Source organism: Sneathiella sp., assembly GCF_002694385.1.
Taxonomy (GTDB): Bacteria; Pseudomonadota; Alphaproteobacteria; order Sneathiellales; family Sneathiellaceae; genus Sneathiella.
The window spans coordinates 1-23,739 of sequence record NZ_NZMB01000020.1 but is presented as its reverse complement, the minus strand read 5'-3'; the positions used below and the strand labels follow the sequence as shown (position 1 = coordinate 23,739).

Sequence of the window (23,739 nt, the reverse complement as noted above, 5' to 3'; positions counted from 1 at the left end):
CTTTTCGCCCCTATAGTATGGTGACAACGAAAAGGCCGCAATGGCATCCGTGGGAAAATCGTGATGAAAACGCAGGTCGTGATTATCGGCAGCGGCCCCGCCGGTCTGCTGCTCGGCCAGTTGCTGCACCGGCAGGGCATCGACAGCGTCATTCTCGACCGGGTGACGCCCGACTATATCCTCGGTCGTATCCGCGCCGGGGTGATCGAAAACGGCTTCGCCCGCCTGATGCGGGAGGCGGGCGCGGCAGCGCGCATGACGGCGGAGGGGGAGGTGCATGACGCCGTGGAAATCGCCGTTCATGGTGTCTATCACAAGATTGACCTCGCGGCGCTGACCGGCGGGGCGACCGTCACCGTCTATGGCCAGACGGAAATCACGCAGGATCTGATGCAGGCCCGCGCCGCCGCCGGGCTGCCCGGCTTTTACGGGGCGGAGAATGTCCGGCCCCATGACATGACCACGGATCATCCTTATGTGACATTTGAGAAAGACGGCGTAACTCACCGGATTGACTGCGATTATATCGCCGGGTGCGATGGCTTTCACGGCGTCTGCCGCCCCAGCATTCCGAAACATAAAATCCGCGAGTATGAGCGGGTCTATCCCTTCGGCTGGCTCGGCCTGCTCGCCGATACGCCGCCGGTGAATTATGAGCTGATCTACGCCAAGAGCGATCGCGGCTTCGCCCTTTGCTCCAAACGCTCCGCCCGGCGCAGCCGCTATTATCTGCAGGTGCCGCTTGCGGAGAAGCTGGAGGACTGGTCCGACGACCGCTTCTGGGAGGAGCTGAAACGCCGCCTCCCGGCGGATGCGGCGGCGCGGCTCGTCACCGGTCCGTCGCTTGAGAAAAGCATTGCGCCGCTCCGCAGTTTTGTGGCCGAGCCGCTGCAATATGGGCGGATGTTCCTGGTGGGCGATGCCGGGCATATCGTGCCGCCGACGGGGGCGAAGGGCCTCAATCTCGCGGCCAGCGATGTGAATACTCTCTATCGTATCCTGACGAAAGTCTACGGGCAGGGGCGCACCGACCTGCTCGCCCGCTACTCGGAAATCTGCCTCCGCCGGGTGTGGAACGGGGTGCGCTTTTCCTGGTGGATGACCGACATGCTGCATCATTTCGAACGCGACAGCATGGAGGACAAAATCCGCGACAGCGAGCTTGATTTTTTCCTTGCCACCCCCGATCGCCGCCGCATCCTCGCCGAGCAATATGTCGGCCTGCCCTATGAGGAAATCGAGTAGCGCAGCGGGCTTGCCTACCAGACGCCGAAATAGATGCCGCGCGTCTTCGCGCTGTCCGTCCGCTTCTCAATCTCTTCATGGGACATGGTGGTGCGGTTTCGCCGGAGCCGCAGCCAGGCATTGAGCCGTCCCTCCCATTCCGCACGGATACCGGCATGGGCAGTGCTTTGCCCGAGATCATTCATTTCCTCAGGATCATCAGCAATATCAAAGAGTTGCGGCGCAAAGTTATCATAGGAGATATATTTCCAGCGGGACCCGCGCAGCATATAGCCGCGGGTTTTATCGGGCGGCAGGTTAAGGGCGAGACGCGCCCCGCGCCAGGCATAATCCACCTCGCTCACCACAAAATCGCGCCATTCCTCCGGCGCATCCCCGGCCAGCAGCGGGGCCAGCGACCGCCCCTCCAGCAGATGCGGGCGCGCCCCGCCGCCAAGGACATCAACGAAGGTGGGGATGAGGTCAATGGCCTCCACCAGCCGTTCCTCAATATGCCCGCGCGCGCCGTCCGCCGCTTTGCGCGGATCGCGAATGATGAGGGGGATTTTCACGCTCTCCTCATGGAACAGCTCTTTCTCGCCGAGCCAGTGATCGCCGAGATAATCCCCATGATCGCTGGTGAAAACGATCAGCGTATCTTCAAGCCGTCCGGCTTTTCCAAGAAACGCCATCAGCCGCCCGATATGATCGTCAATCTCCGTGATCAGCCCCATATAGGCGGGGATGACATGGCGGCGCTTTGAATCGATGGAGAAATTGAGCGACTCCTCATGCCCCATGAAGGCCTTCACCACCGGATGCGGAGTGTCCTTCTCCGCCTCCTGCCGGTTGGCGGGCAGGATGTCATCGGGCCCATACATATTGTGATAGGGGGCGGGGGCGATATAGGGCCAGTGCGGCTTGATATAGCTGAGATGCAGGCACCAGGGAGCCTCCCCCAACTCGGAAATTTTCGCCATGGCGCGATCCGTCATATAGGCGGTTTCCGAATGCGCCTTATCGACGCGCGCGGGCAGATGGGCATTCCTGAGATACCAGCCGCTCGCCACATTGCCATTCTCATCAAGACCGGAATTGGCGTGGCTATGCCACGGGTTATCGCCGTCATAGCCCCTTTCCGCCAGGTAACGGTTATAGGCGAGGTTCGGGTCGGTGAAATCGTCGGGGTGGAGGCCGTCATCGCGCTCCCACGGCTCAAAGCCGCATTCGGCGGCGAGCAGGCCATGAAGGCTGCTCCGGTCAATGCCGAGGCGCTGCATGCCGCCCAGATCCGCCGCCATATGCGTCTTGCCAATCAGCCCGGTCTTGAGGCCAAGGTCCCGCATATGATCGCCGAGCGTCATTTCCCCCACCTTCAGCGGCACGCCGTTATAGGTCGCGCCGTGGGACTGCACATAGCGCCCGGTATAAAAGGACATGCGCGACGAGCCGCAGACCGGTGCCTGGCAGAAGGCGTTGGCAAAGCGCAGGCCGGCGGCGGCGAGGGCGTCGATATGCGGGGTTTTAAGATGCGGATGCCCGGCGCAGCCGAGGTAATCGGCGCGCAACTGATCGCACATGATGAACAGAATATTGCGGATTTCCCCCATGACGCCGCGACCTCCCCCTTATGGCTTTGCCCCAGTATGGCGGGGGGCGCGGGGAAAATTCAAGCCCGTTGTGGCCTTAAAAGGGCGACGCGGCGGTGAGGGTGATAGGCTCCCCCGTTTCCGGATGCGCGAAGCTGAGCCGTTCGGCATGGAGTTGCAGGCGGCTCGCGGCGGCCCTTGCCGCCTCCGTCCCGTAAAACCGATCGCCGAGGATGGGATGGCCGATGGCCGCCAAATGCAGGCGCAGCTGATGCGTCCGCCCGGTTTCGGGATAAAGCGCGAGAAGGCTTGTGCCGTCGGTCACCGCAATCCGTTCCCATCGGGTGCGGGCGGGCTTGCCGTTCTCTTCATCCACTTTCTGAAGCGGGCGGTTCGGCCAGTCGGCGGCAAGGGGGAGGGTAATCTCGCCTGTTTCCTCAGAAACTTCTCCCAACACTCTGGCGATATAGCGTTTTTCGACTTCACGATCGGCGAACATGCGGCTTAAACGCCGATGCGCCTCCGCCCCCTTGCCGAACAGCAGCAGGCCGGAGGTATCCATATCCAGCCGGTGGACGATGCGGGCGTTGCGGTCGATTTTCTTCGCGCGGTGTTCGGCGCAGTCTTTGAGGTGCGCCTCCCGCCCGGGGACGGAAAGCAGGCCGCTCGCCTTCACAAAGGCCAGCAGCCAGCCATCCTGATACAGCAGCTCCGCCGCGCTTTCGGGCGGCGGATTGTAGGGCATCTCGCTGGGGCTTTTATGCATCCGTCGAGAGTTTCATCATCACCAGCCCGGTGATGATGAGACCCGCCGCGAGGATGCGCATGGGGCTCGCCGCTTCGCCCAGCACCATAATGCCGAGCAGAAACGCGCCGACCGCGCCGATGCCGGTCCAGATGGTATAGGCGGTGCCAAGCGGCAGGGTTTTCATGGCGAGCGCCAGCAGCACAAAATTTATCACCATGGCGACGAGGGTAATAACGCTCGGCGTCAGGCGGGTAAAGCCATCGGACTGCTTCATGGAAAAAGCCCAGATAATTTCGAAAACGCTGGCTGAGATGAGATAGACCCAGGCCATTGCATAACTCCTTCAATTGGCGGGTCGTCCCGGATAATCGTCTACGGGGAGGTCGTCCTCCCGCGGGCATAGATAATAAATCGGCTCGCAAAGGGCAAGGAATTTCGGCGCGTTTTTTACGCCCGTTCCAGCATCACCGCATGGACCTGCTCACGGGTGCGGAAGCCGAGATTTTCATACACCCGGATGGCCCGTGTATTCGCGGAATAGACCTGCAGATAGGGTGTCTCCCCGCGCGCGAGGATCTGTTCCACCACCTTCACGCAGAGCGCATGGGCGAGGCCGCGGCCCAGATGATCGGGGTGCGTGCAGACGCCGCTCACCTCCGCATAGCCGGGATGGCGGAAGCGTTCCCCCGTCATGGCGATGAGTTTGCCGTCCTCCTTCACGCCCCAGAAACTGCCGAGCAGGCGGGTATCGCGATAGTAGGGGCCAGGTTTGGTCAGCGTCGCCAATTCCAGCATGGCGTCCGCATCGGCCGCGCTGAGACGCTCGATCCTGTGGTCCGGCGGTGCCGTGGCGGTCAGCTTTTCAAGCACCATCTGCTCCCCCCGGCCGGCCTGAACCCTGCGAAACCCGTCCGGCACGACAACCGGCGGCACCTGAACGAAGAAGAGCGCGCCACCCTCCGGCGTCAGGCGGCTGAGGGATTTGAGGCTTTCGGCGCTGTCATCCCGTGTGGCGGCGAAAATGCCGACCCCGTCCCGGAAGCGGCGGGCGCGATCATTGCCGACGGCGAAGCGGGCGTGGCAACTGGTCAGCGTGTTCCAGATCGGCCGGTCGAGAATATGGCTATTCATTGCCGCCCTCCCTATCCCGCGACGTGACCCGCCGGAGCAGGGATTTTTCCGTGAGCGCGGCTTCCAGATGATCAAGCTGGTCAAGCAGGGGCGCGCGCCTGTCGCCGCATATCTCCGCGAGCGTTTGAGCAATCAGCGGCCAAAGGCTGTGCTTGCCCTGATCGACCAGGGCGCGGCCCCTGGCGGTGAGGGTGACGACTTTCGTGCGCTGGTCCGTCCGTCCGCGCACCGCCTTGACGACGCCCGCCCGTACGAGCTGCCCGATGCTGCGGGTAACGCCCGGCTGACTGACGCCGAGCGCGGCGGCGAGATCGCCAACGGTCAGCGGCCCCAGCTCATCGAGCGCGGCGAGCAGGGGATACTGCCCCGTCTGCACGGCAATGCCGTCCGCATCGATCAACTGCTGCACATCGGCCTGCAACCTATCACCAATGCGCTTGAGCCGCGTGCCGAGGGTGAGATACCCCTTGCCGCGAACAAAATCCTCAACCATGACACTGCCTCATCCTGTTATTTCATAGCATGATATATAACATGTTATATGAAAGCAAGAGGCAATGGCGGGAGGCGGCAGAAGGTGGGGAGGCCGAATAAAAAGAGGCGGAAGGAAGGAGGCCGGAAAGCCGGGTTTCGCAGGGCAAGGCAGCCTAAAAACGGAGGAACAGGCCGGGACAGCGCGGCGCGGCGGCATAAAAAAAGCGGGGGAACAGGGCGTGGCAGCGCGGCGGCATAAAAAAAGCGGGCGAAAAAACGCCCGCTTTTCATGTATGTCTGATGGAAAGATCAGTCCTTCAGCAGATCGCGGCTGATGATTTCCTTCATGACTTCCGTGGTGCCGCCGGCGATGCGCGACATGCGGTTGTCGGCCCAGGCGCGGCAGATGGGATATTCCCACATATAGCCATAGCCGCCATGCATCTGCACACAAGAGTCGAGCACCTGCCAGAGGATTTCCGTCGATTCCATCTTGGCGATGGCGGCGGTGACGGCATCAAGTTCGCCCTTCACATGATCGGCGATGCAGCGATCGACAAAGGCGCGCATCATCACCGCTTTCGCCTGTATTTCCGCGAGCTTGAAGCGGGTGTTCTGGAAATCGGCAATGCTCTGGCCGAACGCCTTGCGTTCCTTGGTATACTGGACCGTCCAGTCAAGCGCCGCCTCAATGCTGGTGGCGGAGCGGACGGCGATGACAAGCCGTTCCTGCGCGAGCTGCTGCATGAGCTGCTTGAAGCCTCGCCCCTCCACGCCGAGCAGGTTCGATTTCGGCACCCGCACGTCATTGAAAAACAGTTCTGACGTATCCTGCGCCTTGTAGCCCGCTTTTTCGAGATTACGCCCGCGCGTAAAGCCTTCGCGGTCCCCTTCGACGAGGACGAGGGAGACGCCGCGTCCGCCCGCGCTCGGGTCCGTTTTACAGGCGAGCACGACGAGATCGGCGAGCTGGCCGTTCGAGATAAACACCTTCTGGCCGTTGATGACATAATCATCGCCATCGGCAATGGCGGTGGTGCGGATATTCTGCAAATCCGAGCCGGCGCCGGGTTCGGTCATGGCGACGGCGGCGATCACTTCGCCCGAGACCATTTTCGGCAGCCATTTCTTCTTCTGTTCCTCCGTCCCGTAATGGATGAGGTAGGGGGCGACAATTTCCGAATGCAGATGGAAGGAGGGGCCCGTCGCGCCCATGCGCGCGAGTTCTTCCGTAAAGACGGCGCCGAAGCGGAAATCACCGCCAACCCCGCCATATTCCTCCGGCACTGCGCAGCAGAGGAAACCGCCTTCACCGGCTTCGCGCCAGACTTCGCGGCTGACCTGTCCGGCCTTTTCCCATTCCGCATGGAAGGGGACAATGCGTTCCTCGACAAAGCGGCGGGCGGAGGCGCGGAAAAGTTCATGTTCTTCTTCGTAGATGTGGCGTTTCATGATCGTCCTGTGTTTTTATTCATTTTTCTGGGCTCTGCGGCGGGATCATAAAGCGCCGCTGCCGCCTTGTAAATTAAAAGGCGCGGATGTGCACGGCTTTTCTGGCCCGCCGACGCGCCCGCCGATGCCGCCCAAAGCCATGCCCGCGCGGGGCGGAAGGGCCGCATCACCCGCATTGTGCGCCGCCCGACCGGCAGGCGGGATTATGCCTGCGCGATTAACCATTTCTTTATCCTGAGTTCCTATGCTGGTCCGGTTCTTTACATCTTGGCCGGATTGAGACGGAATGACAGACAGCCCCAACTATTCCCATTACGTCGTGCAGACGCTGATCGACACGCAATGGCGCAGCTTCGAGCGGTATCCGGCCGAGAAACCGGCACAGGACATCGCCCACGCCCTGATCGAAGACTGGGGCGCGCAGCGGGTGCGCATTCTCGGCGGATTTTTCTCAAACGAAAAGGACCGCAATGTCTATTACCGCATCGCCCTGGCGGCGCCGCAGCGTTTCTTGGCCTCCCGCGGGTGGCAGAATTCGAAATTCATCTTCGGCAGCACCGCCCTTGGGGTCGCGATGCTGGCGATTTTCCTGATCTTTTACAGCGTTATTCTTCCCATTGCCTCTGTGGCCGCGGACGGGAAGGGACCGGAGACTATGGCCACCAGCGGCCACTCTCCGATCGCCCCCATCGCGAAGCCCGTCGATTTGCGCGCGCGCTTTGGCGAGGTCGCCCATCTCCCCTATGCCCGCATACGGGAAATGGACACCGTTCCGCTCAGGCTGCGTGGCCCGTGGGGAACGGCTTGCGATACAGACGGAGGGGAACTCGTCCTGGCGCCCGGCGCCCTGTCGCACCTCGTGGAGGGAGAGAGCCGGGAAACCCTGACATCCGTCTGGCAGACCGGCCAGCGCTACGGCCTGGTCCAGAGCGACGGTTCCATACGCATGGTGAGCCTGATCTCTGCGGATCGTTTGCAGATGATCGGCACCATGAACCGTCTCGGCGATTTCACCGCCGATACTTCCGGGGCCATCCTGTCACGCTGTCTCTGAAGGGAGGACCCTGCCAGCCTGCGCATTATTGACAGACTGGCCGCTCCTGTCCTTTAAGGGGCCGACCTTACCCCGGACAACGCCGCCCGGCTTACCGGATAACAGATACCCCCCGCAACATCCGCCCGAAGGCCGCGCCGCATCAACGCCGGGTATCCTTTTTTCGCATATATATGGAAATGACTGGCGGGGCAGTCCCCCCGCTCATACGACGTGAGACCTGCATCGCCTCTCGCATGAAGACTGTATTATATAAGATATTTGCCATTTATGCAAGAAAAATGGCGATGAGGCCGCAACCCGGGGGCTGATCCGCTACAGACTCACCCCGAAATATTGCAGGCCGAACATGGCGGCGAAGCCGAGCGCCATGGTGATGACCACGTTATTGCTGAGGATCGCGACGGCAAGCGCGAACAGGGCGGCAAGCCAGACGGTGAGGTCGGAATTGGCGAGCGAGGCGGCAACCAGGGCGACGATCAGGCAGCCCGGCAGATCATCGAGCAGGGTTTTAAGCCGCGCATTCCGGATAATCGCCTGCCCGCCGATCAGCCCGGCGAGGCGCAGCCCATAGGCCCCGACGGCGAGACAGAGGATGAGCAGCCAGTGATCGGGGCTCATGATGCGCTCTCCAGCTTCTTCTGCCGCCGCCGCAGCAGCGCCGCCATGGCGACGCCGACAAGGCTGGCGAGGAGGATGGCATAGGCGCTCTCCACCCCCGCCTTGACCAGCAGCACCGTCACCGCGAAAGTCACCGCCCAGGGCACGACATTGCGCAGGCCCCGCCACATCGCCCGCGCCATGGCGATAAACGCCGCGGTGAAGGCGAAGCCGAGGCCGTAGCTCGCGAGATCCGGCATCGACTGGCCGAACAGCGCACCCAGCGTTGTCGACAGCGTCCAGCCCGTGATCATGGTGAGGCCGGAGCCGATCAGGAAGGCCGCGCCGATGGCCGGGTCCGCCGCGTGGCGCGCCAGAGTCAGCGCCCAGTTCTCATCGCCGGTGATATGAATGGCGACGAGCCGCCGCCACAGCGGGATTTCCTGCAACAGGGCGCTCAAGGACGCGATAATGCCGAGATAGCGCAGGTTGAGCGCGATCCCCGCAATCGCCGCGCCGATCACCAGACCATCGGCGCCGAACCGCTCGATGGCGACAATCTGCGACGATCCGGCATGCACGGTGAGGCTCATCAGCGCGACGCCCCACCACGGATAGCCCGACTGCGCCGCCAGAATGCCAAACGCAAACCCATAGGCCGCCGCGCCAACCGCAAAAGGCAGAATGCCGTAAAATCCCTGTTTCATAAGGGCACAATACCGCCCCCGGGCTTTGCTGGCGAGCAAACAATTGGGGGAGGGGGTGTTCCGCGTATATCTAAGGAAATCGGCTGGAGGGGCGGGAGCCCGCTCCGATCATACGTCTGAAAGCTTAATTGCATCAAAATATTGCATGCAACAAGGTTATACTATTGCTTACTGTCTATAATTGGCATTAGATCTTTAAAACGAAAATATATTCTTTTTGAAATTTCTTCATTGTCGGCCAAATCACATATTGATGTTGCAGCAATAAAACAAAAGCTGCGCGACAAACTTAATATCTCAAGAACTTCCAGAGGATCATAATTGGGGGTAATTCTAGAGCCTGATATTCGGCGAACTATAGCGCGCTGACCACTATGTGTATAATCATTCAGTATATTATCAGTTCTATTTTTAAAACTTAAAATAGTTTTTCCAATGTCGTTGTTTTCGATTTCAATTTGTTTAATTTGCGAATATTGCTTTGGAAATTTTTTAAGGTCAATTTTTTCGACAAAGTTTTGCTTTGCCGCCATCTGAATCCATTTTCCACGAACCAAACTTTCAAAAGTAACTCGTAACAACGAGCTTGCAGGTGCATATTTTAAATTTTCTATAAGTAGGATAATTCCTGATCCTTGTTCTAATGCAATACTGTAGAGTGCCGCAGCTATCGTATTTCTATGATTAGATGGAATTTGCATTCCTTCAATTTGAGATTCCAACCAATTTACATTCTCTTTTATTTCTTCAATTATGGAAGCATCAATCATTCTAAATATCTCTACCCCTCAAACCGCAAACGCCCGTAAAAACTCCCGCTCTCCCGTTGTGCTGAAATTGACGATGCGGGAGCCGTCGATGCGTTTGGCCCAGCCGAGGCTGTAGACGCGGGTGAGGAGCGCGGAGCCGAGGGAGCCGGCGAGGTGGCTGCGGCGGTTGCTCCAATCGAGGCAGGATTTGCAGAGCGGGCGGCGCGCGGCGTCGAGGGGCGCGAGATCAATGGCGAAGTCCGTCATAAAGGCGCGGCCCGCAGGGGTGAGGCCGAGGCCCTCGCTCTCCGGGGTGAGGAAGTTCTTCGCCAGCAGGCTGTCCATCATGCGCACGCCGAGATCGCCCGCCAGATGGTTGTAGCAGACCCGCGCATGGCGGAGCGCCGGGTCCTTCGGCCCCGTCCGGGTGCGCAGNTGNCCNTTCTTGGCGGCGAGGCCCATCATCGCCTCCAGCACNCTGCCGACATCATCATCGGCGAGCGCGAAATAGCGNTGNCGCCCCTGCTTGCGNTGCAGGANAAGNCCGCCCGCCTGCATCTTCGCGAGGTGAGAGCTNGCCGTCTGGGAGGTGATCCCGGCCTCCGCCGCCAGCTCGCTCGCCGTCAGNGCCTTGCCCGACANGAGCGCCGTCAGCATGTTGGCCCGCGCCGGATCCCCGATCAGCGCGCCGAGATAGGCTATGTCCGGTCCTTCTTTCATAGTTCGATGATAAACGAACCATTCGCGCCACGCAAGCGTTATTCTCCGCCGACATCAGAGAAGGAGAGACGCATGATCACCTGTTTTATCCGCTATCATATCGACCCGACCAAGAAAGCCGAGTTCGGGCAGTATGCAAGGAACTGGGGAGAGGCGATCCCGCGCTGCGGCGCCGATCTCGTCGGTTATTTCGCGCCGCATGAGGGATCGAGCACGCTCGCCTATGGCGTCTATCATATCGAGAGCCTGGCGGCCTATGAGGCCTATCGCGCGCGGCTTGCCGCTGATCCGCTCGGGCGGGAGAATTACGACTTTGCGATGAAAGAGAAATTCCTGCTGCGCGAGGATCGGACGTTTCTCAAGCTCGTCTCCAAATAGGCGCGGGGAGGCGGGAGGGGGCACCGCGAGCGGCCCGCACCGCCGCAAGTGCGCGTCGGTTTTCCGCGCGGCGGTCTAGGGCGTTACCAGCGGCAGCTTCGCCGCCGACCAGCCGAGGGTGCCATCCTGCATATGGGTGACATTTGTAAGGCCCGCCGCGACGAGATCGGGGATCGCCTTGCCGCTGCGGTTGCCGGAGCGGCAATGCAGCAGATAATTGCCCGCAGGATCAAGGGTGGCGATTTTCTCTGCGAAATCAGGGTCATTGAAGTCGATATTGACGGCGCCCTTGAGATGCCCATCGGCAAATTCGCCCGGTGTGCGCACATCGAGGATGACAAGATCCGGCGTCGTTTCGATCAGTTTCGCGGCCTCCACCGCCGGAATGTGAAGATANCCGTGTTGATCGCGCCCGTCAGCGGCCATTGCGTTGTCCTTTCCCGCCATGATGAAATAAACGGCGGCCGCGCCCACGCAGNCCGCCAGAANNAGAAGCGCCGCCCCCCGCATCGCGGATCAGACGTGGAAGGAGGAGCCGCAGCCGCAGCGCCCCTTTTCATTGGGNTTTTCNAAGGTGAAGCGCGATTGCAGACCGGCTTCTTCCCAGTCCATTTCGGTGCCCGCGACATATTGCACGGCGTCNTGGTCGATCAGCAGCGTAATGCCGTCCAGATCGACGACCGCATCGTCCTCTTTCCGCTCCTTCGCGTAATCCATGGTGTAGCTGAGGCCGTTGCAGCCGGTGTTGGTGATNCCAATGCGCAGGCCCAGNGGGGCCGAGGGCGCCTTGCCGAGCAGGGATTTGACGCGGTCGGCCGCGCGATCCGTTAATGTCATAATCTGTGTGTCAGTCATCATATCACCTCTACATTTAATATAAGGGCGCGCCTAGAACATTCCAAGATCAAGTTTTGCCGCTTCCGACATATTGTCCGGCGTCCAGGGCGGATCCCAGAGGATCTCNACCTCCACCTCTTTCACGCCGTCAACCGGCAGGATGGCGTCGCGCACCCAGATCGGGATTTCCCCGGCNACNGGGCAGCCCGGCGCGGTCAGGGTCATGCCGACGAACACCTCGCCATCCTCGCTGATATCAATCACATAGATGAGGCCGAGATCGAAGATATTGACCGGGATTTCCGGGTCATACACCTCGCGCAGGGCGGCGATGATGGGTTCCTCCAGCGGCGAGCCTGTGGTGCCTTCCTCAAACGGGCCGGTGGCGACGGGGCGGTCGATTTTATCCATTGCAGTCATGGCTATTCCGTCGAGACCTCCTCTTCATTATCCATGGCCGAGGTCATGGCGTGCCAGGCGAGGGTGGCGCATTTGACGCGCATGGGAAATTCCTTCACCCCGGCCAGCATCATCAGCTTGTCGGTGGCGTCCCCGGCGTCGATGAATTCCTCCTCGCCCTTCACCAGCTTCTGGAAGCCGGTGAAGATGTCGCGCGCCTCCGTTTCCGTCTTGCCCTTGATAATCTCCGTCATCATGGAGGCGGAGGCGAGCGAAATGGCGCAGCCCTTGCCTTCGAACGCGGCATCCTCAATCAGTCCGTTATGGCCGAGCTTCAGATACACATTGACCGTATCACCGCACAGCGGGTTATAGCCATGCGCCTCATGATTGGCGTCTTCGGGATGGCGGAAGTTGCGCGGCCGCTTCGAATGATCGAGGATCACTTCCTGATAGAGTTCACGTAAATCGTCGAGCATCAGCCAAAAATCTCCTGTACCGATTGCACCGCCGCGACGAGGGCGTCAATATCGGCGCGGTTGTTGTAAAGCGCCATGGAGGCGCGGGCCGTCGCCGCCACATCGAAATAATCCATCAGCGGCTGCGCACAGTGATGGCCGACGCGGATGGCGACGCCGCCGCGATCGACGATGGTGCCGATATCATGCGGATGCACCCCTTCCAGCGTGAAGGAGATAATCGCCGCCTTATGCTTTGCCTCACCAATGATGCGCAAGCTGTTGATATTTTTCAACTGTTCCGTCGCATAGGCGAGCAGGGCCTGCTCATGCGCCATGATCCTGTCGAAGCCGATATTATTCACATAGTCGATGGCCGCGCCAAGGCCGATGGCCTGCACGATGGGCGGCGTGCCCGCCTCAAACTTCGAATGGCCCTTGGCGAAGGTGGTTTTCTCGAACGTTACCCGGTTGATCATATCGCCACCACCAAGGAAGGGCGGCATGGCCTCCAGCAGCGCCGCCTTGCCATATAGCACGCCGATACCGGTTGGGCCGAAGACCTTATGCCCGGTGAAGACATAGAAATCCGCGCCTAAAGCCTGCATATCCAGCTTCATATGCGGCGCGGCCTGTGATCCGTCGATCAGGACCACCGCGCCCGCATCATGGGCGGCGTCGATGATCTGGCGCACCGGGGTGATGGTGCCGATGGCGTTGGAGATATGGGTCACCGCGACGATCTTCGTCTTTGGCCCGAGCATCTCGAAATATGTATCGAGCATAAATTCGCCATGCTCATCAATCGGCACGGCCTTGACAATCGCGCCGGTCTTTTCCGCGATCAACTGCCAGGGGACGATATTTGAATGATGCTCGAGGGTTGAGAGAATAATCTCATCTCCCGGCTTAAGATTGGCCCAGCCATAGCTGTAGGCGACGAGATTGATACTCTCCGTCGCATTCTTGGTGAAGATGATCTCCTCCACACTCGCCGCATTGAGATGGGCGCGCACGGTTTCGCGTGCCGCCTCATACAGCTCCGTCGAGGTCTGGCTGAGATAATGCACGCCGCGATGCACATTGGCGTAAGTCTCCGCATAGGCGCGCTGCATGGTGTCGATCACCACCTGCGGCTTCTGGGCCGAGGCGCCGCTGTCGAGGAAGGCGAGCGGCTTGCCATGCACTTCGCGGCCAAAAATCGGGAAGTCGCGACGGATTTTTTCAACGTCATAGATTGTCATGTCATTCATGGCTATACCCTGTCCATCCAGCGGGCGGTGACATCGGCGAAATAGGCGCGGACGGCCTCATTCGAGACTTCCTCCAGCACATCGGCGAGGAAGGCATCAATCAGCATCTTGCGCGCCGCCGTGGCCTCGATCCCGCGTGATTGCAGATAGAAGAGCGCATCCTCATCCAGCTCACCTGAGGATGCGCCGTGGGAACATTTCACGTCATCGGCGTGGATTTCCAGCTCCGGCTTGACCGCCACATGGGCGGTATCGGACAGCAGCAGGGCGCGGCTGAGCTGATCGCCCGCGACTTTCTGCGCATCCTTCACAATCTGGATCTTGCCCTGGAAGACGCCATGCGCCTCCTCATCGAGGATGCCCTTATAGACCTGACGGCTGTCTGTTTCCGCCACCAGATGACGGGTGAGGGTGGTGGTGTCCGCATGCTGCTTGCCGCGGATGAGATAGGCGCCGTTCAGGATACTGGTCGCGCCCGCGCCGGTGAGGCGGGTCTCCAGCTCATTGCGCGCGAGCCGCGCGCCGGTGGTGAGGGCGAAATTCTCAAACGTTGCGCCTTCTGCCAGCGTCACATCCGTGTCGGCGAGATGAAAGGCCGCATCGCTTTCCGCCTGATATTTATAGAAATTAAGGCGGGCGTCCGCCGCGAGGCGGATATCGGCGACCGGATTGGCGAAATAGGCATGGCCGTCCGTGCCGCCATGTTCCTCGATCACCGTAAGGCGGCTCTTTTCGCCGAGGCGGATGATATTGCGCATATGCCGCGCATTCTCCGCCGTTCCGGGCAGGCTGATAAAGCGGATCAGGATCGGCGCGTCCAGCGTCACGCCGGGCGCGGCCTCCAGCACATAGCCATCGGCCATGAAGGCGGTGTTGAGCGCGACGAGGGCGCGGGGATCGGCATCGCTGTCTTCAATGAGGGCGGCGCTGCCTTCCTCCAGCTCCTCGGCGAGGGAGGTAAGGCGCACGCCCTTGGGCAGCGTATCCAGCTTGCTCTCGGCCGGCGCGAACTGGCCATTGACGAAGGTCATGACATGGGGCGTTGCAAATTCCGGAGCCGGGAGGTCGGCATTGGCGGCCTTTTCCGCCGTCCCGTCCAGCCCCTTGGTGAGCGGGGCGAGATTGGTAAAGCGCCATTCCTCCACCTTGCGGCCGGGGAAATCTTTCGCGGCGAACGCGTCCAGCCCGTCGCGGCGGATCAGGGCGATGCGTTCATTGCCGCTGCCGGGCAGGGCCGCGCGCGCCGCATCGAAGCGATCAACGTAAGTCTGAGCTAAAGGCGTTAAGGTTTTCATTTCACTCATCAATATTCCGATCAGGCCGCGCTCAGCGCCGCGTAGCCTTTTTCCTCCAGTTCATGGGCGAGGGTCTTGTCGCCGGATTTGACGATTTTGCCATCGGCCAGCACATGCACGAAATCCGGCACGATATAGTCGAGCAGCCGCTGGTAATGGGTGATGACGAGGGCGGCGCGCTCGGGGCTTCTGAGACGGTTGACGCCATCGGCCGCGATTTTGAGCGCGTCGATATCCAGCCCGGAGTCGGTCTCATCGAGCAGCATCAGCTCCGGCTCCAGCAGCGACATCTGCAACACCTCGTTCCGCTTCTTCTCACCGCCGGAGAAGCCGACATTAACGGCGCGTTTCAGCATGTCGTCCTTGATGTCGAGCTCTTTCGTCTTTTCACGGATGAGCTTGAGGAATTCCATGGCGTCCACTTCCGGCTCGCCGCGGAATTTCCGCTGCGCATTATAGGCGGTCTTCAGGAAGGTGGCGGAGGCCACGCCCGGAATTTCGACCGGATATTGAAAGGCGAGGAAAATGCCCTTCGCCGCCCGTTCATCGGGCGCGAGATCCAGCAGGTTTTCGCCCTTATAGAGGACTTCGCCCGCCGTCACCTCATAGCCATCACGGCCCGCGAGAACGTAGGAGAGGGTTGATTTGCCCGCGCCGTTCGGCCCCATGATGGCATGCACTTCACCGGCCTTGATGGTGAGATTGATGCCCTTCAGGATTTCCTTGCCCCCGACGGTGGCATGTAGGTTTTTGATTTCCAGCATTTCCATAATTCCTTACCCGACACTGCCTTCAAGGCTGATGCCGACGAGTTTCTGGGCTTCCACGGCGAATTCCATGGGAAGTTTCTGAAGCACTTCCTTGCAGAAGCCGTTGACGATGAGCGCCATGCTTTCCTCTTCCGAGAGGCCGCGCTGCTGACAGTAAAAGAGCTGCTCCTCGCTGACCTTGGAGGTAGTCGCCTCATGCTCGATCTTCGCCGTGCGGCTCTGGTTTTCGATATAGGGCACCGTATGGGCGCCGCACTGATCGCCAATCAGCAGGCTGTCGCAGACCGTGTGGTTGCGGGCATGATCGGCCTTGCGCCCCATGCGCACCAGCCCGCGATAGGTATTCTGCGCGCGGCCTGCCGAGATACCCTTGGAGATGATCGTGCTCGACGTATTTTTGCCAAGATGGATCATCTTGGTGCCGGTATCCGCCTGCTGCATATTGTTGGCGATGGCGATGGAATAGAACTCGCCCACCGAATTATCGCCCTGCAGGATGCAGGAGGGGTATTTCCACGTAATCGCCGATCCGGTTTCCACCTGCGTCCAGGAGACTTTCGCATTCTCCCCGCGGCAGGCGGCGCGCTTGGTGACGAAGTTGTAAATACCACCGACGCCATTCTCATCGCCCGGATACCAGTTCTGGACGGTGGAATATTTAATCTCCGCATCCTTCATGATGACCAGTTCGACCACGGCGGCATGCAGCTGGTTCTCATCGCGCATCGGCGCGGTGCAACCTTCCAGATAGCTGACATAGCTTTCATCATCGGCGATGATCAGCGTGCGTTCGAACTGCCCGGTCTGGGCCGCGTTGATGCGGAAATAGGTGGAAAGCTCCATCGGGCAGCGCACCCCCTTCGGGATGTAGCAGAAGGAGCCGTCGGTAAAAACCGCGGAATTGAGCGCCGCATAGTAATTATCCGTATAGGGCACGACGGAGCCGAGATATTTCTGCACCAGCTCCGGATAATCGCGCACGGCCTCCGAGATCGGGCAGAAGATAACGCCTTCCTTCTCCAGCCGCGCCTTGAAGGTGGTGGCGACGGACACGCTGTCGAACACCGCATCAACGGCGACGTTATACGCCCCCTCTACACCGGCGAGCACTTCCTGCTCCTTCAACGGGATGCCGAGCTTGTTGTAAACCTCCAGCAACTCAGGATCGACCTCATCAAGGCTTTTCGGCTTGTCCTTCGTCTTCGGCGCGGAATAGTAATAGATATCCTGAAAATCAATCTTCGGATAATGCACATTGGCCCATTCCGGCTCAATCATCGTCAGCCAGTGGCGATAGGCCTTGAGCCGCCATTCGAGCAGCCATTCCGGCTCCTCCTTCTTGGCGGAGATGAAGCGGACGATATCCTCATTCAGGCCGATGGGGGCGGTATCCGCCTCGATGTCGCTGAAAAAGCCGTATTTATATTTGTCGGAAACAGAGGCAACCTGATCGACGGTTTCCTGGCGAATAGCCATCATATTACTCCGCTTGTAAAGCCGTTCGGGGGCGGGGGGTCGCCCTTTCCCGCAGAACGGCATGAATCTGTTGCGTGTCCTGGCACATATCGGCCAGGGTCACTTCTTCAAGGGCGGCATTGAGCGCCCGGTTGATCTTCTCCCAGCCGCCGCGCATGGGGCATTTTTCCTCCACCGAGCAATCGGGCGTCGCATCATCGACGCAGGAGGTGACCGCGACCGGCCCTTCCATGGCGCGGACAATCTCGGCAATCGAGATATCCGCAGGTCTCCGCGCCAGGCTATAGCCGCCATGGGCCCCGCGCTGCGAGGTGAGGAACGGGCTTTTCGCCAGCGTTCTCAATATCTTCGCCGCCGTCGGCACCGGTAGTCCGGTATAGAGCGAGATATCCGGCGCCGTCATGGTCCGTCCAGGCTGCCGCGCCATTTCGGACATGATAACGACCCCGTAGTCGGTCATTTTGCTGAGCTTGATCATGATGTCTCTTTATATCGTACCAATTCAGTCCGATTTCAAGGGATTTATAACAGACGGATCCGGTCTTGTATAGGCTTCTCCCCCTCGTGAAAAGGTTTTATTTAGATTAATTATAAAAAATGGCGGTACGCCGTCAGAACGGCCTTGACAAGGCGGCGGCAGGGGCGTTTATTGGCCCCATGGCATACACAGCGATCATTATTGTGGCGAAAATTCTCTCCATTCCCCGAATGGCGGAAGTTCGTATGCCCTGACGCAACCGACAGACCGCCCTTTGAGGCGGTTTTTTTGAAAGCATCCGTCTCAAGGGCCCATCCCAAAGGAGACGACGATGTTACAAGAGACCCAGAGAGACACCCAGCCCCCCTACCGACAACCGGACAGCCGACGCAACAGCGCCGTCCTCTATCTGCTGTCCGGCAAGATTGGCGCAGGCAAATCAACACTGGCGGCGCGGCTCGCCGAACGTCCCGGCACCTTCCTGTTTTCCGAAGACAGCCTGCTGTCCGGCCTCTATCCCGGTGAGATTGCGGACCCTGGCGACTATATCCGCGCCACCATCCGGCTCAAGAAAACATTGAAGGACCATATCGTCGGGCTGCTGAAGGCCGGATTTTCCGTTGTCCTTGACTTTCCCGCCAACACGCCGGACAGCCGCCGCTGGGGCCGCGAGCTGTTCGAGGCGGCGGATGTCGCCCATGAGCTGCATTTCATGGATACGCCGGACATGGTGTGCAAGGCGCGGCTGCATGCCCGCAACAGGAGTGGCGCGCATCCCTTCCAGCCGAGCGATGCGGAGTTTGACCTGTTCAGCCGCCTGTTCATCGGCCCGACACCGGAGGAGGGCTTCAATGTCATCCGCCATGCGGAGTAGGTGAAAAGCCGTCATGGGGAATTGCGGAACCCGGCCCATCGGTGTTAGAAGCCTGTCATCAATTCTGACATTCCGGATGAAAGCATTCTATCCCCATGGCGGCACCCATTCTGGCCCTGAAAGACGCGCGCATCACCTTCGGCGGGGGCGATCTGTTCCGTGACATCTCCCTCGGGATCGAGCCGGGCATGCGCATCGCGCTGGTCGGGCGCAACGGTTCGGGCAAGTCGACCCTCCTTAAGGCGCTCGCCGGGGATATCGAGCTGGATGGCGGAGAACGCTTCGTGCAAAGCGGTATCCGCGTCAGCTATCTGCGTCAGCAGCCGCCCGTCTCTCCCGGTATCACCGTGCATGAGCAGGTGGCGCGGGGCCTCTGGGCCCGCGCGGAGGAGGGGGATGTCGGCTATCTGGTTGACCAGATGCTGGAGGGGGTGAAGCTTGACGGCGCGCGGCTGCTCGACACCCTGTCAGGCGGGGAGGCGCGGCGCGTGGCGCTGGCCGAGGCGCTGGTGTCCGAGCCGGATGTGCTGCTGCTGGACGAGCCGACCAACCATCTGGATATCGACACCATCCTGTGGCTGGAGGAAGAGCTGAAGCAGTTCCGCGGCGCGCTGATGATCATCAGCCATGACCGGCAGTTCCTGAAAAACCTCACCAACCGGCTTTTCTGGCTCGACCGGGGAAAACTCCGCACCCATGGCAAGGGCTTCGCCGCGTTTGAGGAATGGTCCGAGGAAATCCTCCGCCGCGAGGAGGTGGAGAATAAGAAGCTCGACAAGAAAATCGCCGAGGAAACCGAATGGTCGCATAAGGGCATCACGGCCCGCCGCGCCCGTAACGAGGGACGCATCCGCGCCCTGCATCGCCTGCGCGCCGAACGGGCGGAGCGGACTGCCCCCACCGGCAACGCCAAACTCAATGTCAAAAGCGGCGAGAAAAGCGGCCGCATGGTGATCGAGGCGCGCGATATCGCCATGCGCTTTCCCGACGCCAATGGCGGGGAGCGGGAGGTTCTCAAAAAATTCTCGACCCGCATCCAGCGCGGCGACCGCGTCGGCATCATCGGCCCCAATGGCGCAGGGAAAACGACGCTGCTTAAAATCCTGCTGGGCCAGTTGCAACCGACGGAGGGGAGCGTCACCCTCGGCACCAATCTCACCCCCGCCATTTTCGATCAGCATCGCGAGCAGCTCGATCCCGATGTCAGCCTCTGGGACACGCTGGCCGATCCCGCCAGCGGGCAGCTCATCGTGCAGGGGGAGGTGCGCCATGTGGTCGCCTATCTCCGCGATTTCCTGTTTGAGGAAAAGCAGGCGAAAAGCCCGGTCAGCGCGCTCTCGGGCGGCGAGAAGAACCGGCTTTTGCTGGCCCGCCTGCTGGCGCGTTCGAGCAATCTTCTGGTCCTCGACGAGCCGACCAATGATCTTGATATGGAAACCCTCGATCTGTTGCAGGACATGCTGGCGAGCTATGACGGCACGCTGCTTGTCATCAGCCATGACCGTGATTTTCTCGATCAGCTTGTCACCTCTACCATCGTGATCGAGGCGGACGGGCGCGCCAGCGAATATGTCGGCGGCTACTCCGATTACATGCGGGCGCGCCGGGCGGACGGTGAGAAAACCACCACCGCTGCAAAACCCGCAAAGGCGAAGGAGACGGCAGACCGGCCCGCCGCGCCGCGCAAGAAACTCTCCTACAAGGATCAGCGCGATCTCGACCTGCTGCCGGGTCAAATCGCCGCGACAGAGAGCAAAATCGCCGCATTGGAAGCAGCCCTCGCCGATCCGGAGCTGTTCGCCCGCGATGCCGCCGCCTTCAACAAAAAAGCCGCCGACCTCACCCGCCTTCAGGAGGAAAAGGACGCATTAGAGACCCGCTGGCTGGAGCTGGAGATTTTACAGGAGGAAATCAGCGGCGGCTGATATCTTCTGCGGCCCGATGTTTCCGTTACAGCAACTCCGGGATGGACAGGACGCATGCGGCTTGCCATCATGATGCTCGCATCATGGGCAGGGGAGGTGTTCATGCGGAATATGACCATAAACGGCGATCGTCTGTGGGCGAGCCTGATGGACATGGCGAAGATCGGCGCGACGGAGAAGGGCGGCTGCTGCCGTCTCGCGCTCACCGATCTGGACCGCGAGGGGCGCGATCTGTTCGTCGCCTGGTGCCGCGCGGCCGGATGCAGAATCAAGCTGGACAAGATGGGCAATATCTTCGCCCGCCGGGAAGGGGCGGATCCCGACCTGCCGCCGGTGATGATGGGCTCCCACCTCGATACCCAGCCGACGGGCGGCAAGTTTGACGGGGTTTATGGCGTTCTCGCCGGGCTGGAGGTGCTGCGCAGCCTTGATGATGCGGGGATTGCGACCCGGCACCCGCTCGAAGTGGTTGTCTGGACCAATGAGGAAGGCTCGCGCTTTGCGCCCGCCATGGTGGCGTCGGGCGTGTTTGCGGGCGCGTTTGACCTTGACTATGGCCTCAGCCGTACCGATCCCGAGGGCCGGACCCTCGGCGCGGAGCTGAAGCGCATCGGCTATGCCGGAACGGAGGAGGTCGGCGGCCGCGAGATCAAAGCCTTTTTTGAGGCGCATATCGAACAGGGGCCCATTCTGGAGCAGGAGGAGAAAACCATCGGCGTTGTCATTGGCGCGCAGGGGCAGCGCTGGTATGAGATCACGATCACGGGGCAGGAGGCCCATGCCGGGCCGACGCCGATGACGCGGCGCAAAGACGCGCTTCTCGCCGCCGCCCGCCTTGTGAGTGAGGTAAACCGCATCGGCCTCGCCCATCCGCCCCATGGCTGCGCCACCGTCGGCATGATGGAGGTGCGCCCCAATTCCCGCAACACCATCCCGGGGGAGGTGTTCCTGACCGTCGATTTCCGCCATCCCGATGATGCGGTCTTGAGCGAGATGGACGCCGCGCTCCGGGCCTTCGCGGAAAACGTCGCGGCGGAAAAGGGGCTTCAACTGGCGCTCGCGGAAATCTGGTATTCACCGCCCGTCCGTTTTGATGCGGACTGCATCCGTGCGGTGCGGGAGGGGGCGCAGGCCGCGGGCCTGCCGCATATGGACATTGTCTCCGGCGCCGGGCATGACGCCTGCTATATCGCCCGCGTCGCGCCGACGGCGATGATCTTTATCCCCTGCGAAGACGGCATCAGCCATAACGAGATCGAGGCGGCCACTCCCGAAGACCTCGCCGCCGGTTGCAATGTCCTGCTGCATGCCGTGCTGGAGCGGGCCGGAACGGCCTGAAAATTATAAGATTGAATTATCTAGAATTTAAAACATAAAATAAATTAAAAATTAGAAATATTTTTTGAGAACATAGTTTTATTTTATTAGGGCGCAATTTTTATTAGTATATGCATTTTCATACCAGATTTTGTTCAATTTTTCGTTGTTCCAGCACAATGGACAATCATTAGCGTTGTTGTCATAAATATGTGTGCCGATAGATTTCCAAATTACTCCGAGGATGAAATCATCACTAGGACCATCTAAATTAGCGAGCACGCCTACAGGAACATTTTGATCAATATCTGATTTTTTTATTTTATTGTTTTTTATCGCATAGAGAAAAGATTTTCCGGAATTCATGCCAATATTAAACAATCTTTTTCGTTCGTCAGATTTCCCAGAGTTTAGCGATAATATTGAGCATTCAAATGCTGACCATGTCGTTCTGCCTAGCTTGGCATATTCCAGTGAATTTTTTTCCTCTGCTGCTGCTACTGTGGAAAGAAGGCTTAAGGCCAGCATGAAAATTGCTAATAATGCGTTATGACTCATTATTTCACCTCTCTAGATCGCCTTAAATGTCAAAACACAACAATCCCTTTAATTGTATATTACATTGATAATTCAATTACGGAATCTAAATCGGTCTGTTTTCCGTTTCAGCCCTGTTTCTGCTTCTGTCGGCGCTCCTGATAGAGCACATAGAGGCCGCTGCCGACGATGATGGCGGCGCCCAGAATGGTGAACCCATCGGGGAAATTGCCGAAGAAGATCAGCCCGATGATCGTCATCCAGATAAGCTGCGTATAGTTGAACGGCGCGGTGGTGGAGGCGGTGGTATATTCAAACGCCTTGATCATGATGAAATGGCTGACTCCGCCGATCAGCCCGACAAGCGCCAGCAGGCCCCAGCCGAACAGATCGGGCGTCGTCCAGAAAAACGGTACGATGCAGCTCACCACCACGGTGCCGACCGAGACGGAATAGAAGGCGGTGGTCAGCGAATCATCCACGCCCGCCAGAAACCGCGTCGTCAGCTGATAGAGCGCATAGCAAAGCGCCATCAGCAGCACGAGGAACATCGCCGGATGCACCTCCGCCAGGCCGGGGCGCAGCACGATCATCGCGCCGGTGAAACCAACCGCGACGGCGATCCATTTCTGTTTGTTGACCTTTTCCTTCAGCAGGATTGCCGAGAGCAGAATCACGAAGAAGGGGGACGTCGCCCCGATCGCCCCGGCATCGGCGAGCGGGATATATTTGACGGCGGTGAAGATGGAGACAGTCGCGCCGAGCAGCAGGATGGAACGCACCACCTGCATTTTAAGATTATTGGTGCGGATCAGCTTGCGGCCATGGGTTGGCCCCAGAATGATGACCATCAGCAGGATATGAAAGAAACAGCGCGCCCAGACCACCTGGATGGGATTGAAAAACCCCGAGGCATATTTGGCGACGGCATCCATTGTCGCAAACAGGAAAATCGCGCAGCAGAACAGCAGAATGCCCTTATGGGCGGATTGCACCTTGAGCGGAATGGCGGAGGCGGACATGAGAAACCTTTTTATTGTTATTGGAGGAGCGGCCTCCCTCCGGACAGAATTCTTCCCCTTCACATGAATGTCAAGTATCGGCAGAAGCCCGCCGGACAGAAGCATATATTTACCGCTTCCTATTTGCCGCGCGATTGGGTAGTTTCTGCCATCATGACAAACGAACTTATCTATGAACAAGATGGGGGGATCGTAACCCTCACGATCAACCGGCCAGAGGAGCGCAATGCCCTCGCGGGAGATGAATTTTTCGCGGCATTTATGAATGCCGC

27 protein-coding genes are annotated in these 23,739 nt (G+C 59.6%); 6 read left to right on the top strand and 21 right to left on the bottom strand.

The window, feature by feature from the left end; genetic code table 11:
* Positions 1–63 precede the first annotated feature (63 nt).
* Positions 64–1,245, top strand: coding sequence for a 4-hydroxybenzoate 3-monooxygenase (gene pobA / locus CMN55_RS13865; RefSeq protein ID WP_293950408.1), 1,182 nt, complete (start codon positions 64–66; stop codon positions 1,243–1,245).
* Between the two features lie 14 nt (positions 1,246–1,259).
* Here pobA and CMN55_RS13860 read toward each other — a convergent pair whose 3' ends face one another.
* The 6 genes from CMN55_RS13860 to CMN55_RS13835 all read right to left on the bottom strand — a co-directional run bounded on the left by CMN55_RS13860 (position 1,260) and on the right by CMN55_RS13835 (position 6,621).
* Positions 1,260–2,834 (bottom strand): sulfatase-like hydrolase/transferase, encoded by a 1,575-nt coding sequence (locus CMN55_RS13860; RefSeq protein WP_293950407.1) that lies wholly within the window; start codon positions 2,832–2,834, stop codon positions 1,260–1,262.
* A 76-nt stretch (positions 2,835–2,910) separates the two neighbouring features.
* Entirely contained in the window at positions 2,911–3,579 is a 669-nt protein-coding gene (locus CMN55_RS13855) for an RluA family pseudouridine synthase (protein WP_293950406.1), read from the bottom strand.
* The gene (gene sugE, locus CMN55_RS13850; protein ID WP_293950405.1) at positions 3,572–3,892 is read right to left on the bottom strand and encodes a quaternary ammonium compound efflux SMR transporter SugE; all 321 of its coding nucleotides are present in this window, start codon (positions 3,890–3,892) and stop codon (positions 3,572–3,574) included. The genes CMN55_RS13855 and sugE overlap by 8 nt, the downstream gene beginning before the upstream one ends.
* Positions 3,893–4,008: 116 nt before the next feature.
* Positions 4,009–4,692 carry a GNAT family N-acetyltransferase gene (locus tag CMN55_RS13845; protein WP_293950404.1) on the bottom strand — a complete coding sequence of 228 codons (684 nt, stop codon included), beginning with the start codon at positions 4,690–4,692 and terminating at the stop codon, positions 4,009–4,011.
* The gene (locus tag CMN55_RS13840) at positions 4,685–5,185 is read right to left on the bottom strand and encodes a MarR family winged helix-turn-helix transcriptional regulator (RefSeq protein WP_293950403.1); all 501 of its coding nucleotides are present in this window, start codon (positions 5,183–5,185) and stop codon (positions 4,685–4,687) included. The genes CMN55_RS13845 and CMN55_RS13840 overlap by 8 nt, the downstream gene beginning before the upstream one ends.
* A gap of 290 nt (positions 5,186–5,475) precedes the next feature.
* Positions 5,476–6,621, bottom strand: coding sequence for an acyl-CoA dehydrogenase family protein (locus CMN55_RS13835; protein ID WP_366932071.1), 1,146 nt, complete (start codon positions 6,619–6,621; stop codon positions 5,476–5,478).
* 283 nt (positions 6,622–6,904) lie between these two features.
* On the opposite strand from CMN55_RS13835, the gene CMN55_RS13830 reads away from it, so the two are divergent.
* Positions 6,905–7,672 (top strand): hypothetical protein, encoded by a 768-nt coding sequence (locus CMN55_RS13830; protein ID WP_293950401.1) that lies wholly within the window; start codon positions 6,905–6,907, stop codon positions 7,670–7,672.
* A 315-nt stretch (positions 7,673–7,987) separates the two neighbouring features.
* On the opposite strand, the gene CMN55_RS13825 is transcribed toward CMN55_RS13830, so the two are convergent.
* The 4 genes from CMN55_RS13825 to CMN55_RS13810 form a co-directional block, all read right to left on the bottom strand.
* Positions 7,988–8,293 carry an AzlD domain-containing protein gene (locus CMN55_RS13825; RefSeq protein WP_293950400.1) on the bottom strand — a complete coding sequence of 102 codons (306 nt, stop codon included), beginning with the start codon at positions 8,291–8,293 and terminating at the stop codon, positions 7,988–7,990.
* Positions 8,290–8,979 (bottom strand): AzlC family ABC transporter permease, encoded by a 690-nt coding sequence (locus tag CMN55_RS13820; RefSeq protein WP_293950399.1) that lies wholly within the window; start codon positions 8,977–8,979, stop codon positions 8,290–8,292. The genes CMN55_RS13825 and CMN55_RS13820 overlap by 4 nt, the downstream gene beginning before the upstream one ends.
* 161 nt (positions 8,980–9,140) lie before the next feature.
* On the bottom strand, positions 9,141–9,749 hold the full coding sequence (locus CMN55_RS13815) for a DUF6988 family protein (RefSeq protein WP_293950398.1): 609 nt from the start codon (positions 9,747–9,749) through the stop codon (positions 9,141–9,143).
* Between the two features lie 18 nt (positions 9,750–9,767).
* On the bottom strand, positions 9,768–10,448 hold the full coding sequence (locus tag CMN55_RS13810; protein WP_293950397.1) for an ArsR/SmtB family transcription factor: 681 nt from the start codon (positions 10,446–10,448) through the stop codon (positions 9,768–9,770).
* 72 nt (positions 10,449–10,520) lie between these two features.
* Here CMN55_RS13810 and CMN55_RS13805 point away from each other — a divergent pair, with 72 nt between their 5' ends.
* On the top strand, positions 10,521–10,826 hold the full coding sequence (locus CMN55_RS13805) for an NIPSNAP family protein (protein ID WP_293950396.1): 306 nt from the start codon (positions 10,521–10,523) through the stop codon (positions 10,824–10,826).
* A 75-nt stretch (positions 10,827–10,901) separates the two neighbouring features.
* Here CMN55_RS13805 and CMN55_RS13800 read toward each other — a convergent pair whose 3' ends face one another.
* The 9 genes from CMN55_RS13800 to CMN55_RS13760 form a co-directional block, all read right to left on the bottom strand.
* Positions 10,902–11,252 carry a rhodanese-like domain-containing protein gene (locus CMN55_RS13800; RefSeq protein ID WP_293950395.1) on the bottom strand — a complete coding sequence of 117 codons (351 nt, stop codon included), beginning with the start codon at positions 11,250–11,252 and terminating at the stop codon, positions 10,902–10,904.
* Positions 11,253–11,342: 90 nt separating this feature from the next.
* A complete protein-coding gene (locus tag CMN55_RS13795) occupies positions 11,343–11,663 on the bottom strand; it encodes a HesB/IscA family protein (protein WP_459253672.1) in 321 nt (106 codons plus the stop codon).
* 51 nt (positions 11,664–11,714) lie between these two features.
* On the bottom strand, positions 11,715–12,074 hold the full coding sequence (locus tag CMN55_RS13790; RefSeq protein WP_459253671.1) for an SUF system Fe-S cluster assembly protein: 360 nt from the start codon (positions 12,072–12,074) through the stop codon (positions 11,715–11,717).
* 11 nt (positions 12,075–12,085) lie between these two features.
* Positions 12,086–12,541 carry a Fe-S cluster assembly sulfur transfer protein SufU gene (gene sufU / locus CMN55_RS13785; RefSeq protein ID WP_293950392.1) on the bottom strand — a complete coding sequence of 152 codons (456 nt, stop codon included), beginning with the start codon at positions 12,539–12,541 and terminating at the stop codon, positions 12,086–12,088.
* The gene (locus tag CMN55_RS13780; RefSeq protein WP_293950391.1) at positions 12,541–13,773 is read right to left on the bottom strand and encodes a cysteine desulfurase; all 1,233 of its coding nucleotides are present in this window, start codon (positions 13,771–13,773) and stop codon (positions 12,541–12,543) included. Before CMN55_RS13780 ends, sufU begins: the two co-directional genes overlap by 1 nt.
* Positions 13,774–13,775: 2 nt before the next feature.
* On the bottom strand, positions 13,776–15,077 hold the full coding sequence (sufD, locus tag CMN55_RS13775; RefSeq protein WP_293950390.1) for a Fe-S cluster assembly protein SufD: 1,302 nt from the start codon (positions 15,075–15,077) through the stop codon (positions 13,776–13,778).
* A gap of 11 nt (positions 15,078–15,088) precedes the next feature.
* Complete coding sequence (gene sufC, locus CMN55_RS13770) at positions 15,089–15,832, bottom strand: Fe-S cluster assembly ATPase SufC (RefSeq protein WP_293950389.1); 744 nt, start codon at positions 15,830–15,832, stop codon at positions 15,089–15,091.
* Positions 15,833–15,844: 12 nt separating this feature from the next.
* Entirely contained in the window at positions 15,845–17,314 is a 1,470-nt protein-coding gene (gene sufB, locus CMN55_RS13765) for a Fe-S cluster assembly protein SufB (RefSeq protein WP_366932070.1), read from the bottom strand.
* A 4-nt stretch (positions 17,315–17,318) separates the two neighbouring features.
* On the bottom strand, positions 17,319–17,792 hold the full coding sequence (locus CMN55_RS13760; protein WP_293950387.1) for an SUF system Fe-S cluster assembly regulator: 474 nt from the start codon (positions 17,790–17,792) through the stop codon (positions 17,319–17,321).
* Between the two features lie 331 nt (positions 17,793–18,123).
* On the opposite strand from CMN55_RS13760, the gene CMN55_RS13755 reads away from it, so the two are divergent.
* From CMN55_RS13755 to CMN55_RS13745, 3 genes are all read left to right on the top strand, one after another.
* On the top strand, positions 18,124–18,666 hold the full coding sequence (locus CMN55_RS13755) for an AAA family ATPase (RefSeq protein WP_293950386.1): 543 nt from the start codon (positions 18,124–18,126) through the stop codon (positions 18,664–18,666).
* A 95-nt stretch (positions 18,667–18,761) separates the two neighbouring features.
* Positions 18,762–20,591, top strand: coding sequence for an ATP-binding cassette domain-containing protein (locus CMN55_RS13750; protein WP_293950385.1), 1,830 nt, complete (start codon positions 18,762–18,764; stop codon positions 20,589–20,591).
* A 102-nt stretch (positions 20,592–20,693) separates the two neighbouring features.
* Entirely contained in the window at positions 20,694–21,929 is a 1,236-nt protein-coding gene (locus CMN55_RS13745; RefSeq protein ID WP_293950384.1) for a Zn-dependent hydrolase, read from the top strand.
* Between the two features lie 78 nt (positions 21,930–22,007).
* Here CMN55_RS13745 and CMN55_RS13740 read toward each other — a convergent pair whose 3' ends face one another.
* Positions 22,008–22,466: a hypothetical protein gene (locus CMN55_RS13740; protein ID WP_293949712.1), complete on the bottom strand. Its 459-nt coding sequence runs from the start codon at positions 22,464–22,466 to the stop codon at positions 22,008–22,010.
* Positions 22,467–22,573: 107 nt separating this feature from the next.
* Positions 22,574–23,467 (bottom strand): DMT family transporter, encoded by an 894-nt coding sequence (locus CMN55_RS13735; protein WP_293949713.1) that lies wholly within the window; start codon positions 23,465–23,467, stop codon positions 22,574–22,576.
* Positions 23,468–23,739: the final 272 nt, after the last annotated feature.

What these genes read in the sequence shown, in the direction of transcription:
- sufU (WP_293950392.1), bottom strand. Translation starts at nt 12,541, where the DNA reads ATGCTCGACGATTTACGTGAACTCTATCAGGAAGTGATCCTCGATCAT.
- CMN55_RS13735 (WP_293949713.1), bottom strand. Translation starts at nt 23,467, where the DNA reads ATGTCCGCCTCCGCCATTCCGCTCAAGGTGCAATCCGCCCATAAGGGC.
- pobA (WP_293950408.1), top strand. Translation starts at nt 64, where the DNA reads ATGAAAACGCAGGTCGTGATTATCGGCAGCGGCCCCGCCGGTCTGCTG.
- sufB (WP_366932070.1), bottom strand. Translation starts at nt 17,314, where the DNA reads ATGGCTATTCGCCAGGAAACCGTCGATCAGGTTGCCTCTGTTTCCGAC.
- CMN55_RS13860 (WP_293950407.1), bottom strand. Translation starts at nt 2,834, where the DNA reads ATGGGGGAAATCCGCAATATTCTGTTCATCATGTGCGATCAGTTGCGC.
- CMN55_RS13750 (WP_293950385.1), top strand. Translation starts at nt 18,762, where the DNA reads ATGGCGGCACCCATTCTGGCCCTGAAAGACGCGCGCATCACCTTCGGC.
- CMN55_RS13845 (WP_293950404.1), bottom strand. Translation starts at nt 4,692, where the DNA reads ATGAATAGCCATATTCTCGACCGGCCGATCTGGAACACGCTGACCAGT.
- CMN55_RS13855 (WP_293950406.1), bottom strand. Translation starts at nt 3,579, where the DNA reads ATGCATAAAAGCCCCAGCGAGATGCCCTACAATCCGCCGCCCGAAAGC.
- CMN55_RS13840 (WP_293950403.1), bottom strand. Translation starts at nt 5,185, where the DNA reads ATGGTTGAGGATTTTGTTCGCGGCAAGGGGTATCTCACCCTCGGCACG.
- CMN55_RS13780 (WP_293950391.1), bottom strand. Translation starts at nt 13,773, where the DNA reads ATGAATGACATGACAATCTATGACGTTGAAAAAATCCGTCGCGACTTC.
- CMN55_RS13760 (WP_293950387.1), bottom strand. Translation starts at nt 17,792, where the DNA reads ATGATCAAGCTCAGCAAAATGACCGACTACGGGGTCGTTATCATGTCC.
- sufC (WP_293950389.1), bottom strand. Translation starts at nt 15,832, where the DNA reads ATGCTGGAAATCAAAAACCTACATGCCACCGTCGGGGGCAAGGAAATC.
- CMN55_RS13805 (WP_293950396.1), top strand. Translation starts at nt 10,521, where the DNA reads ATGATCACCTGTTTTATCCGCTATCATATCGACCCGACCAAGAAAGCC.
- CMN55_RS13830 (WP_293950401.1), top strand. Translation starts at nt 6,905, where the DNA reads ATGACAGACAGCCCCAACTATTCCCATTACGTCGTGCAGACGCTGATC.
- CMN55_RS13740 (WP_293949712.1), bottom strand. Translation starts at nt 22,466, where the DNA reads ATGAGTCATAACGCATTATTAGCAATTTTCATGCTGGCCTTAAGCCTT.
- sugE (WP_293950405.1), bottom strand. Translation starts at nt 3,892, where the DNA reads ATGGCCTGGGTCTATCTCATCTCAGCCAGCGTTTTCGAAATTATCTGG.
- CMN55_RS13815 (WP_293950398.1), bottom strand. Translation starts at nt 9,749, where the DNA reads ATGATTGATGCTTCCATAATTGAAGAAATAAAAGAGAATGTAAATTGG.
- CMN55_RS13745 (WP_293950384.1), top strand. Translation starts at nt 20,694, where the DNA reads ATGCGGAATATGACCATAAACGGCGATCGTCTGTGGGCGAGCCTGATG.
- CMN55_RS13820 (WP_293950399.1), bottom strand. Translation starts at nt 8,979, where the DNA reads ATGAAACAGGGATTTTACGGCATTCTGCCTTTTGCGGTTGGCGCGGCG.
- sufD (WP_293950390.1), bottom strand. Translation starts at nt 15,077, where the DNA reads ATGAGTGAAATGAAAACCTTAACGCCTTTAGCTCAGACTTACGTTGAT.
- CMN55_RS13755 (WP_293950386.1), top strand. Translation starts at nt 18,124, where the DNA reads ATGTTACAAGAGACCCAGAGAGACACCCAGCCCCCCTACCGACAACCG.
- CMN55_RS13825 (WP_293950400.1), bottom strand. Translation starts at nt 8,293, where the DNA reads ATGAGCCCCGATCACTGGCTGCTCATCCTCTGTCTCGCCGTCGGGGCC.